The sequence below is a fragment of the Pedobacter sp. N23S346 genome, from assembly GCF_048515415.1.
Taxonomy (GTDB): Bacteria; Bacteroidota; Bacteroidia; order Sphingobacteriales; family Sphingobacteriaceae; genus Pedobacter.
Genome location: NZ_JBLYEE010000007.1, coordinates 276,094 through 296,203, shown reverse-complemented (window position 1 = coordinate 296,203; position 20,110 = coordinate 276,094). Strand labels below are relative to the sequence as shown.

Below are 20,110 nucleotides of genomic sequence, written 5' to 3'. Positions count from 1 at the left end.
GGTTGCAAAAAGGAATGATTTTCTTGGCATACTTTCATACTGGAACTGGATTGGGAGAGAACTATTATAGACAACCGTTATACATCAGGTACATTAAGACCCTCATGTATAATGAGGAGCCAAAGTTAGCCGAAATCACTTAAGAACACTTTATTTCAGTTTTATTTCTCTCTAACCATTCAGCCGTTAGACGAAAATATTTAACCTGGGTTAGTGTTAGACCCCTGAGAAAAGTAAACGGTTGGCATTACGCCTTTCTCTTTCTTAAAAGCATTATAAAAGGTTGCCTGACTTTTAAAACCAGACTCTTGTGCAATGGCCTCAATGGTAATTTTATCACTTTGGAGTGGATATTGGCGAAGAAAATATTCTACCCTATATCCATTAATCCAGTCCCGGAAATTTTTACCAATGTGATTATTGATAATATGCGAACAATGGTGAACCGGGATGTTAATTCTCGTTGCAAGATCAATAATTTGTAGACCAGGCTGAAGATACAACTGCTCTCTCTCCATAATATCTCTAATCAGCACAGCATAATTTGAAGTTTGCTCAGGAGACAGATTGAGCTTCTTTTGAACATGTGCTTTAATAACTGGTTCATTGACAGTAGTTAATAAAGCCGGATCAGGGATCTTCTCCTTAACCAGTGCAGGTTCTTTAATCGGCGGTTCTTTTTTATCCCAATCGATGGCAACGAGCAGGTATCCATAGAAAATATTAGGCCGATGGAGCGCATAAGTTAAAATGGTTAAAAGCACAATGCAATTTAAGATAATAAAAAACGAATGATAAAAGGAGATGTTCAGGAAATTTAATATAAGTGGAATTAATCCTGCCAGTTGAAAAAAGGTAGCCACTTTTAGCAAAAAGATAATCCAGTTGCGGCCATGATTATCATGGCTGACTTGATTATTAATCTTAAACTTTAAAATGGCATGCCAGCTAAGCACAAGGTATACTAAACTAAGAATAGGCCGGCCAGCATAATGGAAATAGGCAGGAAATAATCCGCTTTTAGCTCTTAAAAAAAGATATCCGCTCTCCCGAAGTTGAGCCGTTATTAAGTTCCAATCGAGGGCTTTTGACCCTGGCCAGGGAAATACATGGATAATGGCCAGTAGCGCAGGCAGAAAATGGAGTAATTCTACTTTAGTTAATTTATTCCTATTATCGATAAAACCAGTAATATATAGATAGAGACAGGCTGGCGCAGCAAAGTAAAGTGGAGTAAAGATTTGAAAAATTACAGACAATGTACTTTCATAACCTGACTTAATTACAAGTGAAGTAGAAATTTGCCCGAAGCGGGAAAAGAATAGAGATGCTAGCAACAGGTTTTGTCTCTTGTTTCCTTTTTTTGCGAAAAACAAATGCATCGAAAATAACAAAAGAAAAAAACATGTAATGCTAACCAGATAGTTCAACAACTGCATATTGGCAACCAAGATAGCGCTTTGTTGTTAAATTAAGTCAGGAGCGACGTTATTTTTTGATGGTTTACTGTAAGTCTAATTAGTCCTTTTTTCTCTTATTGCTTTTAAATTGATTGAGCCAGAAAAGTTTAGACACAAAAAAAAGCCACAAAGTGGCTTTCTATATGTTTCCTGTTTCAAACTTACCGGATTTCCCGATCTCTGATTTTCACTGCCGGATTTCCTTGATAGATACTGTAAGCGGTAAGATTGCTAACCGCTATGCTACTTAAACCTAGTACCGAATGCGAGTATAGTTTTACTCCGGGGCCTACAACTGCTTTTGCGCCAATCCATACGCCATCCTCCAAAACAATAGGAGCAATCATCAAATCGAAGGTTGTCTTTTTATAATTATGATTTCCAGTCATCAGCATGGCTTGCTGGGAGATGCAACAATTATCACCCATTCTTATCCAGTCCAGGTTTTCGAGGTAGCAATCAGCCAACCAGCAATAGTTGCCAATTTCTAATTTCCATGGATATTTAACCTGAATGCCTGGCTTAATTCGCACCTCTTTACCAATTTTGGCTCCAAATGCCCGAAGTAAAAAAACCAGAACTGCACTGAAGGGTACAATTTTAGTCCTGAAAAAAAATACGTCTGTAAAATACCATAACAATTGTTTTAAACCAGAAGCACCAATTTGAAAATCTCCGGTATCAAAATTTTTCTTTAACTGTGTTTTTAACAAAACCTTTTATTTAAATTCTAATTTTTACTAAAGACTAAAGACTAAAGACTAAAGACTAAAGACTAAAGACTAAAGCTAATGTAATAATCATAATATTACCAACATACCTAACCCATCTATACGCCTAACCCTCTAACCCCTTCTGGGTGTTCTTCCTGATCCATATATAAAGCATCACGAATATAATGATGTAAACAATTACATTGAAAATCTCATGATGATAGTCGAAATAATTGCGTTGACTTTGAAAAAAGCCGAACAAGAGACCGAGTCCGGCAATTCTAAAAATATTAAGGATGTAGATGGTGATCAGGCCAATGATTAACATCTTTATAGTCGATTTCCATGATGCTGGAAATGCAAGAACAAAAGCTGCTAAAAAACTCATTACTCCTAAACCCAAACAAGAATAGTTAATTCGAAGATAGGGGCCATTAACCACCAAGACATCCATTTCGTTGTAGATGGCATAGAAGCCAAACAATTTGATGATCCATACCGCTGGTTTAATCAAAGCTGTTTTTAAACCCTGAATGTAATCGAAGTGTTCGGCAATATTCGGATTGTAGAAGCGGCCAGTGGGCGTCATCACACTATACATAAATAAATTGCCCTGACTGAAAAGAATATAGAGAACAAATAATACCACAATGAACTTAATGGCTTTCTTATCGGCTTGCTTTTTTGCGTCTTTAACATTAGTATCGTTCATGTTTGCAGATTATTTATTTTTTTGTTTTCGAAGTTCATAAATTTTGGCATCAATTAAGAATCGAAACCAGAAACACTGTAGAAAGTGAAAGATTAAACCACGGGTTCCATCTAAAAAGCCTAAGCGGAAAAAGTATCTCACTAGAAAGTAGAGCGCAGGTCTTACAAATAGCGGAAGCCTCTCGTACAGGTTTTTAAAGTATCTCCTGCGTTGCATCGAATCTCCTTTTAGTTTACCAGATATTGTTGCTGTTGAGGAATTTGTATTGCTAAATTGTTGTATAGATTCCAGTGTTGACCATTTGTCGTGTCGCAAGGTAAAAGTGCTCAGCGATTCGGTAATCAGGTCGATTACATCACCTTTCAGTTTTATAGTATCACCTTCCACCAGGTAGTGCTGATCATACAATTTTTGTTCACAAATGCCTTTACCTAACCTGAAAGTCATGGCGTGATAGGTAGGGTAGTGGCCACCATACTTAATCCATTTGCCCATAAACATGGTTTTCCTGCTGGCCAGAAAGCCATTGATGTGATCTAGCTTTCCGCTGTTGAGGTGCTGGTGTACTTCTTTTTTAAATTCTTCCGTTAGTCGCTGGTCTGAATCGAGGTTTATTACCCAATCTGTTTTTATGGGCAAATTCTCTAGCGCCCAATTTCGCTGCTGACTATAATTTTTGAAAGGGTGCTGAAAAACCTGCACCGGATATTTCGACAGCATTTCCAGTGTTTGATCCGTTGAACCGGAATCGACAATGAAAATTTCTGTTGCAAAGTCTTTTACACTTTCTACACAGTCAACAATATTATTTTCTTCGTTAAAAGTGAGTATAATTACGGTGATGGGACTTTTCAATACGTAATGTTTTGGTATAGGTTTAAATATTTCTGAACGAGACTGTTGTCTTTAAAATCTTTTGCAATAAACATTGGTGCTTCCTGGCGGATCAGATTTCTCTTCTCATAATCATTAGTGGCCTTCAATAGTGATTTTTGAATATCTGCCGGATTTAGTGCGGTGATCCATCCCAGTTCTTTTTCCAGAACATAGTCAGAAAGGCCAACCTGATCAGAAACTAAAACCGGAGTACCTACGCTCAGGCTTTCTATCACCACATTTGCAAAGTTTTCATTGTATGAAGTGAGCACGAGTAAATCATGTTGCGCCAGGAGTTCGAACTTATCCTGATTGGAAACCTGGCCGATCCATTTTATCCGGTCATTCACTTTCAATTGTTCTGTCTTTTGCTTCAGGCTTTCCACGTGTTTTTTTTCTCCTGATCCAGCGATGGTCAATGTCCATGGTGTTTCCAATTTGGCCAATGCATCGAAGAGAAGGGCTAAACCTTTCTTTTCTTCAATTCGAGATAAGAAAATCATGCGAAAGCAGAATTGCTCATTTGTTGATTCTGAATTTCTAACATTAAAGTGTTTTTTCGAAATCTGTATCAGATTATGAATAACCGTTACACTTTTTGGTTTTACAATCTGATCAATATCTTTCACTTCCTGCAAGCTGGTGGCATGGATATGGCAATATTGTAATAGCTTTCTGCCGATTGTTTTGTGAATCAGACTTTTGAAAAAGGAATGGCGATTATTTTGGCTGTATCCGGTAAGCATTCCCCTGGGCGACAGCACTACCGGAACTTTATACCACTTAGCGATGAAGCAGCTGAGAACAGAGACCAAGTTCCACCAGGCATGAATGTGAACAACTATTTTTTCATTGTCTTTATGAGTTTGCCGAAGAACTTTCCGTAAACCCAACAGCAAGCCTGGCGAGAAATGACTGTGGTCTTTTGTCCATCTATTAAAATAAGTGACACGAACACCGTCAACTTCTATTTGTTTGTTGGTTTCCACATCAAGCTCAGTTTTTCCATTGGCCGTAGTAGTGAAAATTTCCAGATTTATGCGGTGGTGTTGCGCTTGTAGAGCAATTGCTTCGCATAGTTTTCCTACGCTTTGTATAGGTCCGCCATAAATATAAGCTGGTTTATAGGAAGCGGTGATGTGGAGGATTTTCAATGGGCTAATCAACTTTGTACAGGATTCCCCTTGCTTTAAAAAGTTTTTGAATAATAAACATCGTGATCAAACTCCAGAAAATGGCATTAGTGATAAATTCGAAACTATTTCCCCGCCACAAAATTTGGAATAACCCTGCAAACATCACAGCTGTTCCCATAAAATAGCCACCAAACATTCGCTCTGCAAGGGCTGAAAGGTTCTGTGCTACATATCCATATAAAAACAGGCCAATCCAGATACCAATCCCTCCGTAAGAAAGGTAGCAATCTACAATATATGCCGGCTTGGCAGAAACAATACTTTCTCTGTCTACTACCCGGGCAGCATACACCCGATCCATCACCATCTGCTCCACATTAGGCTTTCCGGGCCAGAATGCTCGGGGAATAATAGTTTGTAGCGCATTTTTGATCAGGTTTGTTTTGTAATAGGGAATATAATAAGGGGTAGATTGAGTATATTTAATAAACATGCTAATCTCAGACAACCTACCTGTTAGAAAGGCCCAGTTATCTTCCTGCAAATCATCCGTAAGGTTATCATTATTTAAGATTTTATCAATACTTTTATTTCTGGCAGCGGTGGCATCAACCCCTTCAGATGAGAGTTTCCTAAAGTTTCCAATAAAGGTAGGCAGTACAAAAAATAATAAGATCAAGACAGGAATCAGCACGGGTAGTACCTTTTTGCCATAAACCGGCAGGAGAAAAACGCCCAGGAGCAATACGCATACAATAATGGGTTCTTTAAAACCAGAACTTAGTGCCGATATCATGTTTAATATAAATAGCCCGGTTGAAGCCAGAAGGTTAACTCTTTTATTTTCACGAATAGCAAAGGCGAGCGCAATACTACCTGCTACAAAACTAAGTCCGTTTAACTGAATACTAAACTGGTTTAAACTGCCAATTTTAGAGAATAAGTAACCTAAGGGTAAACACACGACTGAAATACCCAATAACAAATTACTCATGGATGGCGCGTAAATATGGTATTTCTTTTCTTGTGGATAATTCATCCCTGCAAGAATGCCATGAACTAGTGCGGCATGACCTAGTACATAATAACGCTGGCAGAGGGCAATCGATTTATAAACATCATCTGATAAATAACCTTTGTTTCCAACATAACTGAAATATTCATAACCAAGGGCATTGACGCAATAAAATATGGAGGTACAAGCCATATAACCTGCAAATATTACATGAAGGAAAAATACTGGTCTTAATAGTTGTTCAAACAAAGGCAGGTCATTTGGAAGTTTTTTAATGATCCCCTTAAAACAGACCCAAAAGATAAAGAACGAACCAAACCACGCAATGAGATAGGAAGTATGTGGTGAGGAACGTAGGACTACGCTAAGCAGGTAGGGTATATATAAAAGAATATAATAGATATGCTTAGTCATTTAATGTTTTAATCAATATGTTAACCTGATGTTCAAAAGTCCAGTTTTGAATAATTTCTTTACTTACCTGTCCCATAGTAAATAAATTTTCCCGATTTGTACATAAAAACTGGAGCTTATTTTTTAGGTCAGTCAAATCTCCTGAAATGAATGTATCTCCGTTTTTCTTTTTTAAGATAAGGTCTTGTGCAGAACCTACCTTATCTGAAACCAAAATGGCTTTCCCCGCAGCCATCGCTTCATTAACGGCCAATCCCCAGGTTTCCCCAGGCCCTTGCGAAGGTAAACAGAATAAATCGCAAGCTTGATAAACTGCAGGCATTTGGCTTTGATTCTGAAAATCCATGAAATGTACCTTCTGAAATTTATCTTTTTCATGATTTAATTGGGCACTTGCTTTTAATTTTGCTTCCAGTTCTCCATTTCCAACAAATAATAAGTGAGTGTGCGCTAATGTAATTTCAGAAAATGCCTTCAGGAGGAGTAAGGGATTTTTTTTCGATTCAAATTTGCCGGCAAAGAGAATTAATATTTCATTACTTTTTATGTTGAGATGTGCTCTAATGTGTTCTGCGGAGGAATTTGGTGCAGTCGAAAATCTAGTATTGTCTACTGTATGTGGCGCAAAAACAAGTTTTGTTTCATTTAAGCCGAAGGCTTGATAATAAGCTTTGTTGGCATTACCGACATAAAATGCCAAATCAATGTGCTGATATACCCAGGTTAAGAATAATTTCCTTAGTATTTTGCGTAGTCTGCTTGTTTCATCCAAAAGATTGGAATCTCCTCTGAACCAAACCGGAATCTTACCTTTAAAATACCGCATCACAGCCAAATGGCTTTGATAAGCCCAGCCGTAAATCAGTATCGCATCGGGCTTAAAGGTTTTTATGTTTTCAACTAATTGTGGGTTAATTATGCCCTTGTAGTGGTGTGATCCTAGATCTTTTGCGATGTTTTCGAGAAATTCGAAAGAATAGCCTTCCGATAATGGAAGGTCCCATTGTATATGTTTTTTAAAATCAGGATCATATTTCGATGTTGCACCTTGTTCACCCCAAGTGTAGAAAACCTTTAATTTGCATGCCTTTGCGAGTTGCTGATAAACAGGTACGTAGTATTGGATAGGGTGGGTGACGATGATGGCGAGCGACTTCAATGAATTAAATGGAGTGGATTTGATATAATTTTTAAATTACCTGATTTAAAATCTTAAAGGGTTCACTTGATTGAATTCTTTTTTTAACAAATTCGATATCCCTTACATACATGGTATTATCTTTACCATAGGTATTAAGTTCTTTTAAAATCCTGGTAAAAGGATTATAATCATAAGGTTTAAAGTGATGCTTCAAAAGTTTAGCGTGAATATCATCATCTTTAAAACCATATCTATTTCCGCTGCCATTTAACTCAATAATAATTGCTTTTAAAGAAGTATCTGATAAATAACTTTGTGATCCATTTAATACTTCAGTTTCAAAGCCTTCTACATCTATTTTCATTAAAATAGGTTTGTTTTCTGCAAAAAAATCATCAAGTAATATCATTTCAACTTCTGTAGTTTGTTCATCAGAATGGCTGACTACATGATTTGTAGTATCTTGATTATTTGTGAAATTTAAAATACCGTATCTATTGCTTACAGCTTTGTTTACTAAAGTCACATCAGATTGAAGACTATTTAGTTGTATGTTCTTTGTGAGAATTTCAAAAGTTTCTGGGATTGGCTCAAATGCTATAGTTTTCGCTTTACGAAATGATGCCAATAATGTATACGAGCCTACATTTGCCCCAACATCAAAAAATACATCATCCTGTTTTAGAAAATGCAATAAAAATCCCATATCGTTAAATTCGTGCAGGCCAGTATAGATATTTCCTGTTATTCCTGTTAATCTTTTTTTTGCTAAAAAATTAATAGGACCAATAAAATTAACTGATTGTAAATTTTTATTTAGGATAGAATTGAATTGCCATTTTAAAAATCTATAGTAAGCCAATATAAGGTTTTTTTTGGCTAACGGATGATTATTAATAAAGCTAATTGTTCGGTAGATTGCCTGCATCTAATACGCTATTAAATAATTGACATTGTTTCTTTGTCAGATTTTTAGCACTGTATTGTTCAAATACAGAACAGTTTATGGTTGTTTTTCTCTTTCCTGAAAGCATTAAATATAATTCTTGGCTAATTTCATCAATTGCTAAATGTTCATTTTTTAGCGAGAATACCCTTCCAGCTTCACATTCTTTAATGATTTTAGCAGCACTGCTTTCTGGATGAAAAAATGCCAATAATGGCTTTTCTGCCGAAATATAGGGATATACTTTTGAAGCTGTATATTGGGCATCGTTTGAGCCAATCACGATTAAACCATCTGCATTTAGGAGGGTAAAAATACCCTGAAAATAAGGGATGCGATCGGTTTGCTCTTCCACATATGCCGAAATTCCCATCTTTACGGCTATCGGCATAATCGTTTGAATGCCCTTTCCCGCCGGGGCATAACTGGTTCCGATAAAATGGAATCTGATCTTGCAGAAAAGTTCATGTTGATCAGCCAGCCCTTTTTTAAAGCCCTTAAATAATAAAGTTAATGCGTCTTTCATATCCTTACCACCTCTGCCTATATAAACCAAATGCGTGAGACCATCTGTTTTCTGAAATGGCAAATCAAACTTATACTGTTTTTTTTGAACCAGCTCGAAGTCTTTTTGGTAAGCACCAAAGGTAATCACCTGTTGGGGCAACGATTTTAACCGTGGATAACGTTTATTCAATGTATCCAAATAAGCCTGTGAAACACTAATTAAACCATCAACATGGTTCATGGCGATAGGTTCCAGATGTTTATCTAAACGAGATGAAAACCAATATTTTGCAGGCCTTTCTGCTTTTGGCTTATCTTCATAATAGGTAGAATGCCAAGGGTCTTGCATATCCATAATGTATGGAATACTAAATTTTTTCTTCCAATATGCGCCGAGAATTAATACGGGGAATTGCGTAGTGCTAAAATAAATGAGGTCGAATTTTTCTTTTTTGAGTAATTGATTGACTTTTCTTCTATAGAACCATAAAGCGCGTAAAGCAATACTGCCTAAACTCATCTTACTCGTCCATTTTTTTGGTAATGCCTTTACCTGGTGAATTTTGATGTTTTCAGGAATATCTTCATTCAGAAGTATATCTGTTGGCAGGTCTGTATATTTGGGATCTACCATTACTATAGTAGGCTCCCATCCAAATGCTGAAAAATATGGCAGGCTTATTCTGATGCGTTGCATATCTGCCGCGTTTACTGGAGGAAAATAGGGGGAAATGACCAGAACCTTTTTCAACTTAAAAGCGATTTGATAATGGCTAAGAATTTTTCCTGTTCCTTCTCCCAGTTATACTTTGATTTTGCCAGTTCGTATGAATTTTCCCGGTAAATATTCAATAAGTCCCGATTATTAAATAATTTGGTGATTATATCAGCCAAAGCAGTGACATCTCCTATTGAATAAAGTTCACCAATAAGAGCATTTGAGGTCATAAATTCTTTTTGTGCTTGGGTATCAGAAGCGATAATGGCCAGTCCAGAAATCAGATAGGTAAAAATTTTATTAGTTAAACAGATATCTCTATTTAATGGACTATTTTGTTCCATTGCTAAACCCAGATCAAAAGTAGCGGCCAATTCAAAGATTTGATCAGGAGAAACGGGACTATAGTATTTGATTTCAAAATGTGCCATCTGATTAAAATAGCTAGCATTTTCTACTGATGAGCTCCCCAATAAATGCAATTCAATTAATGGATTATTAATCAGGTTAAGTGCTTCAATAACATCTTCTAATCCACGATTTTTACCGATGGTTTGCGAAAACCAAAAGAGTTTTAAGCCTGTTTTAGTACCTAAGTTTAACTTTGGCTGATGTTTTAACTCAAATACATTATTGATTATAATAGGGTTTAAATTTGGGTATAAACTATTATATGCTTTGTAGATTAATGGACTTGCTACTGTAATATAATCTGTTTGCTTTAAATATTTATCTTCGATAAATGTTTTTAATCTAACATCAGCGCTATCAGGATCGTTACTGGCTTCATTCCTATGAAAATCTTCCGCATCGAAACCGCATTTTACTTTATTTTTTTTTGCTGCATTAACGGCAACTGGAAGTGCAGTCAAATTGTGAGCAATGTAAAGATCGGCATGACTTTCTACCGCAGTTTTAAGCTGCCAATAATAATTTCTGTTGATGAGCAGGTTCGAAATGTCAAGTGTATGGCTTATTAATTTGGCAAGTCTCTGGACAATAGCTGTTTTTAGCCTTAAAATTTTATGAGTTGGTGTCCACAAAAGGTAGTCATAGGTCCATTCCGGATTTGCTTCCAAAATCTTTGTATCTTGATAAACCAGATAATCCATGTACTGTGTAAAAATAATATGGATACTCCACCCTGCATGGTGCAATGCAATAGCTTCTTTGACTAACCTTGGGTTAGAAGAAATATGGCCGGGTGTAATCAGACAGATTTTTTTGATGATCATTTAACCTTTATTTTGATTCTCTTCATATAGAGATTCTACTTTTTGACGTAGTCTTTTTCGGTAATCACTCCACTGCCAAAGGTGTGCACTTTTGAGTGCTGTACTGCTTATAGTATCTAAATTATTGCTATTACTTATAATTTGTTGCATTTGATCAACCAATGCATCTACATTACCTGCCTGGATAATCCAGCCATTTTCCTGGTGTTCAATCAAATCCGGACCAGCACTATTTTCTGTGGTGATTACAGGCGTTCCCTGGGACATTGATTCTGTAATCACCATTCCAAACCCATCAGCTAATGTTGGTAATACAAAAACATCAGCCTCTCGGTATAACATTAAAAGTTCTTCATGTGGAATAGTATCTTTAATCACTACTTTTCCCGGCAAATTATCTCTTAAATGCTGCGGAAGTTCCATTTTTCCAATTAACCACAATTCTGCTTCGGCGGGAATAAAATTGCATCTTTTCCAAGCCTCATAAAGTAAATGAGCCCCTTTTCTGAGGGATTGATTTCCTGCATATAAAAATTTTATGGGTTCGCTTATATCCCTTGTTTTATGGTGATCAATTGGTTTTGGAAATGCCAAAGGGATTACTGTTATTTTTTCTTCTTTAATTCCGGCCAGTATTAATGTTTTTTTTGTGAATGAAGAATTACATAAAATTGTATCAGCAAGATTAAGTTCCTCATCTCTTCTTCTATTTCTTTTGGAAGCTTTGTCATTAATCAATAAATTAGTGTCTTTGTTTTGAAGTTCAGGGTATTTTAAAAACTGCTGCTGCGCCACACTGGTAAAAAAAGTATGGTGCTGACTCAATTGTTCGTAAATAACGTATATGTCATGTTCTTTAGCCTTTTTTAAAGTGGCTAATGAACAATGTTCATAGGTATGAATGACATCTATTTTTGCGTTAATTTTTCTGGCTACCCATTGGTCAAATGACAGTTCAGCATAATACCAGATGGCATCTGTTATTCTCGCATTTAATTTTCTGGCAGCGATGCTTCTGATGATCTCCAAAAGGGGTTTACTTTCAAAATATTTTATGGGAATAAGATCAAAAGCTCTTTTTTTTATTTCTTTTTTTAGCGGTGGAAAAGCAGAAAGCCAAACAGAAAAGATATAATCTGGATGAGAAAAAAAGGTGGTATAAAATTTATTTAACTGCTTCCCTTCATGATAAGCTAGCACATTTTGTTTAACATGTGGTGCTACCGTGGGGTTAGCGATGGAAATCTTCATTATGAATAATTTTGTTATAAAGATTTAGATATTGCTGAATAATAACTTCAGAAGAGAATCTTTTTTCTGCATCTTCACGAATCATTTTCCTGTCAATTGATCCTATTGTATGAACAGCCTGAATCATTTCCTCCTGTGTATCACATCTAAATCCATTTATGCCGTTGATAATAACTTCTGGCACTGAACCCTTATTAAAACCAATTACGGGTGTTCCACAAGCCATGGCTTCTGCCATTACAATACCAAAGGGTTCATTCCATTCAATTGGCATTAAGAATGCTAAGGCATTGCCTAAAAGTGTGTTTTTCTGTTCATCATTTACCGGGCCTATGTAGGTGATGCTATTAGATAAATGGGGTTTAATTTCCTCTTCAAAATAATAAGTATATTCTGGAGGAATATTTCCTGCAATGACTAATCTCTTTTTGGCGGCCTGTGCCACCTGGATTGCAATATGCGTTCCTTTGATAGGCTCTATTCTCCCTAAAAAAACAAGTGGGGCATTTTTCTGTATGTTGAGATTAAAATTATAAATCCTCAAATCTACACCATTAAAAATAGGATAGGCAGGAGCAATGGGTACAATTTGATTGCTGATATAAGCACTACATCCTGTAAAAGTCAATGAATTTACTTTAGCTAATCTTTTTGCCTTCCTAACTTGGCTAATAGTTGGTTCCCTTTGATAACTCATCAGTTTAGGGATGCCTAAAGGCAATTGTGGTAGAATATAAATTAACCTGCCAAAGCTGTGGATTACATCATAGCGATGGCTGAACAACTCTTTATTAATTAAAAATGAGTTTCTTAAAACGTCTGATCGCTTTGTACTGGTTTTACCTTTATACGCAAAAAGCTTAGCAGCTGTTACAGAATCTGGATGTGCAAATAAACTTACCTTATGGCCTAAATTCACATAGCCTTCTATAAGCATAGCTACAATGCGTTCAATTCCGCCATAAAATAAGGGAGGAACTGGTAATTCCGGATCGGCTATGATGGCTATTTTCAATTATAGTTAAATTAAGTCCACGCTGAAAGATTTATATACTCTTTTTCCAATTGCTCATCTGGAATATTATTATTTTCTATACATGATATTATTTTTGGTAAAATATTTATATAGTATGCATTTTTATTTTCAGGATGAAGAAGATATGCTTTATGGCTATTGATATAAAGGCTGGTAACTTTATTTTTTAACATCATTTGGTAAACAATAGTTTCAAATGCTGGCGGATAAGATTTTTTTAAAAATTTTCTTAAATATGATTGAATACGAAATTGAATACTTAAAGAATGTTTCATTTTATAAAATATCTCCATGTTAATTAGTGAACATCTGGTACTAAACCAACAAAATTTTTCATCCTTTAATAAGTTATTGTACTTTTTTGGTGCAGTTGATGGCGACGAACATAATATTCTAACATCTTTATTCATTACTGATATAGCATATTCCGTCCAATCTACAACATCTGGCTGATGTAGAAGCATATCAATATCATACCTCAATTGAAATTTTGTTTGGGTTAGATCGAAACCAATTAAATATGCTCCTATTGGGGCACCTCTATAATCGTATTCATGCTTGGATTCAATAAATTTATTTAAAAACTTTTTGTATAAGGTATTAAAATTGATATATGAGTGAGTATATATTATTTGTGTAATTAGTGAACTCCGTAATAATTTTTCTGCTATTGCAATAATCTTATCAAGCTTATTTTGATAATCTTCATTTAATTCATTTCCATGCTTCGTTTTGGAAGTATCAATTATTAAAATTCTTTCTGATATACTTGAATGCTGTTTAATTAAATGTATGATATTTAGTTCTGCATAATCTGCATCTGAAGGGGCAGCATTTAGTATTAATGTTATGTCTTTCACTCCAATTAAAAGTCTTAGTCTAAAATTTATTATACTTTTTCTGATAAAGAACAATAGATGTCATAATATCTCTTTGCACAAATTTCAAGTGTCAAATTTTCTAAAATAAAATCTCTTGGTGCAAATTCTCCTTTCTCATATTTAGATTTAAACATTTCTAGTTTTGTTTCAAAATTTGAGATAGAATTGAATTTTATACCACACCGATCATCCCAATAAGGGGTAGAAGTAACAGGTTTGAAAATTATTTTAGGATAATAACTCGGATCTGGCCATACCCCATTTTTATCATAGGCAAGTATTGGTGTATCAGTTGATAAAATTTGTTGGTAAGCAAGTCCTTGAGTTTCATGTTCACCTAAAAATATTGCGTATGTTGATTCATTCAACCTTTTGAGGAGTTCATCATGTGAATATTCGCCGTAATGAATTATTTCATAGGTATGTTTATGCTGAGACAGTATTTTTTTTATTGGTTCAAGAATATTTTTAAAATTATGCTCTTTATTCCATAAGAACTTCTCATAAATAATAAAATCTTTCGTATTACTTTTTTTAAGTTTCTTATTCCATTTTACTGTATCTATACCTACTGGCCATGATAAAACTTTATCACCATAATATGGTTTAAACATCTCTTTCATCCATGGGCCAGGCACTAATATTTTTTTAACATTTGGATAGTTTATAAATAGATCTGGACAATCTATTGGATGAGAAAAAACTCCAGAACCAAATAATATTGGATTTTTAAATTTGTTTCTAAATATCAATTGAGGTTTGCCAATTACACCAATTAATTCTTTTGGGTTATTTTTTGCAAAGTTAAAGTCATTGAAGCGATACGGAATTCCGAGTTTGTCCAATCCCTTCATAAGCTCAATAGCAATCATCATTACTCCTCCTGGTCTCCTTTTGCCTCTTATTAGTCTTCTAATAATTCTTCGTGGGTATCTATCATATAGAATCCATCTATCAGGATCAGGTTCTTGATAGAAAAGATTAATTTTAATGGACATTTTTATAAGTTTCTATTATTTTGTGTGCATATCCCTGACTACTCAAAATTGTGGTGTTAATTTTGAATTTAAAGGTTTTATTCTCGATCTGAGATACCAAAAGCATTATTTTTTCGGCTAATTCATTAATATTTCGCAATTCAAAGAGATATCCATTCTTTCCATTTTTAATCATATCTTTCATACCTCCGATATTGGAACCGATTACTGGGACATCCCTAGAAAATGCTTCAAGTAAAACATAAGGACCTGTTTCTACAAATACTGATGGAATTACAAGTATTTTGCTTTCATCTAATTTGTTTATAATAGCTTCTTTGCTAATGTTATAATGCAAATCAAATTGATGTTTATGATTCTCTTTTACTAATTTTTCAATATCAGGCTTATCTTTATCCACGATTGATAGAATAATACAAATTTTCAAATTTGTATTAACAGTCTGCAATGCCCTAAGTAAAACTGACAATCCTTTTTCCTCAGAAAATCTTCCAATAAAGCAGATATCATATATTTTAGATACTTCTTTTTTAAAAGCAAGATAGCTATCACTAATACTTAACTTTATCAGTTTAATATGTTCATTTTTGAAGCCATTTTGAATTAATACTTTTTTTTGCCAATCGGATTGAACAAACATTTTAGTAGAGTTATCAGCCAAGAGTTGCTTTTGTATCCTTGTATATATGATAGCGTCTATCGCAGAAGATTTAATTTTAACTTTAGATAATATTGATATTGCCAATACTATATCAGTAATAATGTTGCCTCTTTTATTGTTACTGATTAGCATACAGTTTAAACATTTTCTAGGCGTTACATATCCTTCACATTGTATTTCATTGTTTAATAGTAAGTCTCCCTTTGGACAAGTAACATTAGGTAGATGTGCGGTAAAAAAACACTTTATTCCTCTTTTTTTTGCATACTTTATATGATTTCCATTTAAATGTGGATGCAGTGTATTAAGGTGAAATATATCGGGCTGGAAGATATCTAACACTTCATTGAATTCTTTGAAATTATTTATCTTTTCCCCATTTCCTATTATGTAAGGTATAACAAATACTTTTATACCATCATAATAGTAATCAGGCTCATGACCAACCTTTAATATAGCAACATCAATATTTAAATATTTAAGCTCCAACCCTAAATCCAATACATATCGCTCTGTCCCCCCCAGACTTCGGGGATAATAATATTGCGTACCTAGAAGAACTTTCATTTAATGAGCCTTCGTTTTAATCCAGCTAGCCTCTCAGCATTTTTATAACCAAACACCTTTGAAATATATCTTAAATATCCTTTTTCAAACGGAATGTATTTGGAGTCTATCCTTAATAGAAAATTTATTGCTTTCTCAGCTAAATTTCTATCATATATTGTTAATCGATTAATGCAATAACGTAGTACTCCAATTACTGCTTGTTGGCGTTCGATTGTAAATTTATTTTGTCCAAGCCAAATATTATAGATTTCTATTGCATTAGTCAAACAGTCGGATACAAATTTCAGCTCGCTAATTTTAGAAAGTGAATCAGATTGATTATCTCTATATAAGGCCATAACCCCTGGAGTATAAATGAATTTTCCGCCAATAATCGCAGCATCTAATAAATATCTTGCATCTTGAATGATGGGAAGGTTTTTTTTCCAAATTAATTGATCAGCTATTTTTTTAGAGTACATTATTGCAGCAGGTGGGCACCAGAAATCTGTGAATAATGATCTTTCCAAATCATTTTCTAATTTTTTCCTTACCGTTTCCAGAATGATAATCTGATCTTTTATTGTATGAAATTTTTGCCAATCTCCATATGCAATATCTGCATTATTATCAATTAAGGCTTTACGTTGAATGTTGAATTTGTTAGGACTTAATATATCATCGGCATCTAAAAATTGAATAAAATTTCCAACAGCATACTTCAATCCATTTTCCCTAGCATAACTTACTCCCATGTTTGGAGTATTAATAATTTTAACTTTTGATTTAAAGAGATTTAAGACCTTTAAGGTTTGATCCGTTGATCCATCATTAACTACGATAATCTCAAAATCTTTAAAACTTTGCTTAAAAATACTATTAAGTGTTTCTTCGATTGTTTTTTCGGCATTAAATGCTGGTATAATGACTGATACCATATTATACTAATGAAAAGTCTTTTTAATCTTTACGAGAATGCGAGATAGCATATTTCTTTTAAACCATAGTTTCAGAACCCTTGGGAAAATTATTTTTGGCGTAATGGGATTTGTAGGATCTGTTACATATTTAAACCAAAGTTCATCGTATAATGTAGGACTTTGAGCAGGTACCTTTTTAATTTTCCAAGGTTTAAAATTTCCAGTACAATGTAAAAAGGCATGAGGTCTAAAATTTCCAATATGAAAGAAAGGAAAGTCTTCCAAATTGATAGCTCTCCAATCTGGCATTTGTAATGATACTAAATTGTCTAGCGGCAAGGTTTGGATGATAGCATTAAAAAGATCTTGATCTGCCATAGGCAGTTTGGGATTATCAAACAGATAGGCTTTAGGATCTAGATATTTTTGAGTCAGCTTTTTCCAATCCTTAAGAATATAATTATGTTCTAAATAACTTCCTGCAAAAAAGCCTGAGTTATAGTAAAAATTATGGTATTCACGTTTAGCTAATGTGCTTGGATAAATATCATTCCAATACATCCTCCGATATTCATTGCCACTGACAATTCCGTCAATGCAAACTACGAACTTAGATTTTATTATTAATAGCTCAATCTCCTTGAAAAAATCTGCAGAAGTCACTATAATGTCAGAATCGAAAAATACAAAGTGATCACATTCACTCTCTAAGATAACAGTTGATTTTAAATTTAAGCCATTCCACTCAGATTCAATAATCAATTGCTCAACACCTATGATATGTTCTAATTCTGGTATGATTTTATCCGTACCTATTATAATATCGTTTATAATGCCACAATGTCTGATAGAATTAATTAGGGCAAATACACCATATTTATAATCTCCAGTGCAAATAGAGAAGATCTTAGTTTTTTGTTGCAATGTTTATGTTTTTTGTATTAGTAAGAAGATATTTACAATAGTAATAGATGAAATAGATAGGTATAAGATATGATGTTTTTATGGCAGTATAAAAATTTTTACGAAATGAAGCTACATTACTTAGATAGTACTGCGCCCATATAGATGACCATAATTTAATATGTGATAAACCCAAATTTATTTTTAGGATTTTTACTGTAAACAAGATTACTTTAAATCCTTCAAATAAGAAGATTGCATCTTTTCCTCTTTGCTTAACTATATTGGAAGAATTTTGCCTGAAATAATTTAATTTCTCTATTAAATTTATAACATCACCTCTAGAAGCTAAGTAGTTCCAAAACAACCAGTCACCTGTGGAGTTATACTTCGTTATTTCTTCTAAAATAAAATTATCGACAGAATTAGATTTAAATAAAACAGCACTTGCATTTATAATGGAACAATTGTAAAGCATCTTTTTTTTGATAAAATTTTCACCTAAATCGTATATATGTTCAATCCTTTCTGTGATATTCTGATCAAAAAAATTAATATCTAATTCAGATTCCGAGAAAATTAATGATGCAGTTTTATATTTTTGGATAGTTAATATCATTTTTTGTAAGAAGGAAAAATTTGCAATATCATCACTCTCTGCAATCCAAATATATTCACCCTTAGCTAATTCTATCCCTTTTTTCCATTGTTTAAATGGGCTTCCACTGTTATTTGTGTTATATACAATCTTTGTGATTTTTTTGTTATTTCTGTAGCTTTCAATTATTGCTCTGCTATTATCTGTGGAGCAATCATCAAGTATGATAATTTCGAAATCTTGGTAAGTTTGGTTTAATATGGAATCCAAACGCTGTTTTAAAAACTTTGCATGGTTATAATTGGGAACGATTACAGAAACTTTAGGTATGGACATATTCATCTAAAGGATGAAAATCTTAAAATTGAATGTTTTCTTTATTTTCATAATTTATTACAGCATTTTGGCTTTAATTCTAGTTATGATAATCACCAATGCAACTAAATTAATTTATATAAATCTTGTAAATCGAACATCAAGAATTGGTATTTAAATTTTTTAGGTACCAGCCCAAGAATAGGTAATCTAATTTTTTCGTAGAAATTTAATATAAAGAATAAATGTTCTCGCTTAATTTCATTTAATAAATATAGTTTCGTTAATTTTCTTTTTTGATTTCTTATAGAATTTTTATCAACATGGATTTTATGGTTTTCTTTAAGTAATTCAATAAAGAGTTTTAATTGAACCATCATGAAACCAATATCCATTTTTGAATTCCTGCTCATACTTTTTTTATGTAATCTAACAAGCGCATTAGTATTATGCTGATCATCATAATGGAAATAAAAGCCAGCTAATGCAAATCTGTTCCAAAACTCATAATCTTCATGATTGAAAAGAATTTCGTTGAAATAACCTGTTTTCTTAAGGCAAGACTTTCTAAAAAGAGGGCAATTACATGCCATGATGTTGCCAATGATTAGCCTACTTAAAATAATCTCTTCCTTGCCCGAAAGTTTAGGTAACCAATCTTCATCGGTTAGATGAAATGACTTATAATAAATATTCGGATTACTAGACTGAAAATACCTCAAATCCGAATAAACTAGATCTATTTGTTTATTATTTATTAATATTTCAGTCTGCTTGTTTAATTTTTGAGATTGAATTATATCGTCACAATCCAGGAGTTGTATAAATTCACCTTTGGCTATTTTTAATCCAGCATTTCTTGCAGAACTTAAACCGCCATTTTTCTTTTCTATATATTTAAATCTACTATCTTTTTTACAGTATTGTAAAGCTACTTCTTGGGTATTATCTGTTGAACCATCATTGATAATGATGCATTCCCAGTTTTGATAGGTTTGGGCTAAAACAGAGTTAAGAGCTTCAGTTAAAAACTCCACTTGATTATAACATGGCACTATAACTGAGACCAAATGATTAGGGGTTTTTGCATTACGCTCAGTATTAAACAAATTATTCAATTTTTTT

The 20,110-nt window shown here is 33.8% G+C and carries 19 protein-coding genes; all 19 read right to left on the bottom strand.

Annotated elements, in window-relative coordinates:
* Window positions 1-200: 200 nt before the first annotated feature.
* Window positions 201-1,337: a helix-turn-helix domain-containing protein gene (locus ACN1CD_RS14665; RefSeq protein ID WP_419131130.1), complete on the bottom strand. Its 1,137-nt coding sequence runs from the start codon at window positions 1,335-1,337 to the stop codon at window positions 201-203.
* Between the two features lie 284 nt (window positions 1,338-1,621).
* The gene (locus ACN1CD_RS14660) at window positions 1,622-2,173 is read right to left on the bottom strand and encodes a WcaF family extracellular polysaccharide biosynthesis acetyltransferase (protein WP_419131129.1); all 552 of its coding nucleotides are present in this window, start codon (window positions 2,171-2,173) and stop codon (window positions 1,622-1,624) included.
* A gap of 124 nt (window positions 2,174-2,297) precedes the next feature.
* A complete protein-coding gene (gene xrtY / locus ACN1CD_RS14655; RefSeq protein WP_419131128.1) occupies window positions 2,298-2,885 on the bottom strand; it encodes an exosortase Y in 588 nt (195 codons plus the stop codon).
* 9 nt (window positions 2,886-2,894) lie between these two features.
* Window positions 2,895-3,740 (bottom strand): glycosyltransferase family 2 protein, encoded by an 846-nt coding sequence (locus ACN1CD_RS14650; protein ID WP_419131127.1) that lies wholly within the window; start codon window positions 3,738-3,740, stop codon window positions 2,895-2,897.
* Entirely contained in the window at window positions 3,737-4,915 is a 1,179-nt protein-coding gene (locus tag ACN1CD_RS14645) for an XrtY-associated glycosyltransferase XYAG1 (RefSeq protein ID WP_419131126.1), read from the bottom strand. The genes ACN1CD_RS14650 and ACN1CD_RS14645 overlap by 4 nt, the downstream gene beginning before the upstream one ends.
* Before the next feature lie 4 nt (window positions 4,916-4,919).
* On the bottom strand, window positions 4,920-6,326 hold the full coding sequence (locus ACN1CD_RS14640) for an exosortase Y-associated Wzy-like protein (RefSeq protein WP_419131125.1): 1,407 nt from the start codon (window positions 6,324-6,326) through the stop codon (window positions 4,920-4,922).
* Entirely contained in the window at window positions 6,319-7,485 is a 1,167-nt protein-coding gene (locus tag ACN1CD_RS14635; protein ID WP_419131124.1) for a glycosyltransferase family 4 protein, read from the bottom strand. The genes ACN1CD_RS14640 and ACN1CD_RS14635 overlap by 8 nt, the downstream gene beginning before the upstream one ends.
* A 31-nt stretch (window positions 7,486-7,516) precedes the next feature.
* On the bottom strand, window positions 7,517-8,395 hold the full coding sequence (locus ACN1CD_RS14630) for an FkbM family methyltransferase (protein WP_419131123.1): 879 nt from the start codon (window positions 8,393-8,395) through the stop codon (window positions 7,517-7,519).
* The gene (locus ACN1CD_RS14625) at window positions 8,370-9,671 is read right to left on the bottom strand and encodes a glycosyltransferase (protein ID WP_419131122.1); all 1,302 of its coding nucleotides are present in this window, start codon (window positions 9,669-9,671) and stop codon (window positions 8,370-8,372) included. The genes ACN1CD_RS14630 and ACN1CD_RS14625 overlap by 26 nt, the downstream gene beginning before the upstream one ends.
* Window positions 9,668-10,873, bottom strand: coding sequence for a hypothetical protein (locus tag ACN1CD_RS14620; protein WP_419131121.1), 1,206 nt, complete (start codon window positions 10,871-10,873; stop codon window positions 9,668-9,670). Before ACN1CD_RS14620 ends, ACN1CD_RS14625 begins: the two co-directional genes overlap by 4 nt.
* The gene (locus ACN1CD_RS14615; RefSeq protein ID WP_419131120.1) at window positions 10,874-12,124 is read right to left on the bottom strand and encodes a glycosyltransferase; all 1,251 of its coding nucleotides are present in this window, start codon (window positions 12,122-12,124) and stop codon (window positions 10,874-10,876) included. It lies immediately after the preceding gene.
* On the bottom strand, window positions 12,105-13,139 hold the full coding sequence (locus ACN1CD_RS14610) for a glycosyltransferase family 4 protein (RefSeq protein WP_419131119.1): 1,035 nt from the start codon (window positions 13,137-13,139) through the stop codon (window positions 12,105-12,107). The genes ACN1CD_RS14615 and ACN1CD_RS14610 overlap by 20 nt, the downstream gene beginning before the upstream one ends.
* 11 nt (window positions 13,140-13,150) lie before the next feature.
* The gene (locus ACN1CD_RS14605) at window positions 13,151-14,020 is read right to left on the bottom strand and encodes a hypothetical protein (protein WP_419131118.1); all 870 of its coding nucleotides are present in this window, start codon (window positions 14,018-14,020) and stop codon (window positions 13,151-13,153) included.
* A 29-nt stretch (window positions 14,021-14,049) separates the two neighbouring features.
* Window positions 14,050-15,039, bottom strand: a complete 990-nt coding sequence (locus ACN1CD_RS14600) for a hypothetical protein (RefSeq protein WP_419131117.1) — start codon at window positions 15,037-15,039, stop codon at window positions 14,050-14,052.
* Window positions 15,029-16,267, bottom strand: coding sequence for a glycosyltransferase (locus tag ACN1CD_RS14595; protein ID WP_419131116.1), 1,239 nt, complete (start codon window positions 16,265-16,267; stop codon window positions 15,029-15,031). The genes ACN1CD_RS14600 and ACN1CD_RS14595 overlap by 11 nt, the downstream gene beginning before the upstream one ends.
* Complete coding sequence (locus ACN1CD_RS14590; RefSeq protein WP_419131115.1) at window positions 16,264-17,187, bottom strand: glycosyltransferase family 2 protein; 924 nt, start codon at window positions 17,185-17,187, stop codon at window positions 16,264-16,266. The genes ACN1CD_RS14595 and ACN1CD_RS14590 overlap by 4 nt, the downstream gene beginning before the upstream one ends.
* Before the next feature lie 6 nt (window positions 17,188-17,193).
* Window positions 17,194-18,093, bottom strand: a complete 900-nt coding sequence (locus ACN1CD_RS14585) for a hypothetical protein (protein ID WP_419131114.1) — start codon at window positions 18,091-18,093, stop codon at window positions 17,194-17,196.
* Window positions 18,077-19,006: a glycosyltransferase family 2 protein gene (locus tag ACN1CD_RS14580; protein WP_419131113.1), complete on the bottom strand. Its 930-nt coding sequence runs from the start codon at window positions 19,004-19,006 to the stop codon at window positions 18,077-18,079. The genes ACN1CD_RS14585 and ACN1CD_RS14580 overlap by 17 nt, the downstream gene beginning before the upstream one ends.
* A 104-nt stretch (window positions 19,007-19,110) precedes the next feature.
* Window positions 19,111-20,094 (bottom strand): glycosyltransferase family 2 protein, encoded by a 984-nt coding sequence (locus ACN1CD_RS14575; protein WP_419131112.1) that lies wholly within the window; start codon window positions 20,092-20,094, stop codon window positions 19,111-19,113.
* Window positions 20,095-20,110: the final 16 nt, after the last annotated feature.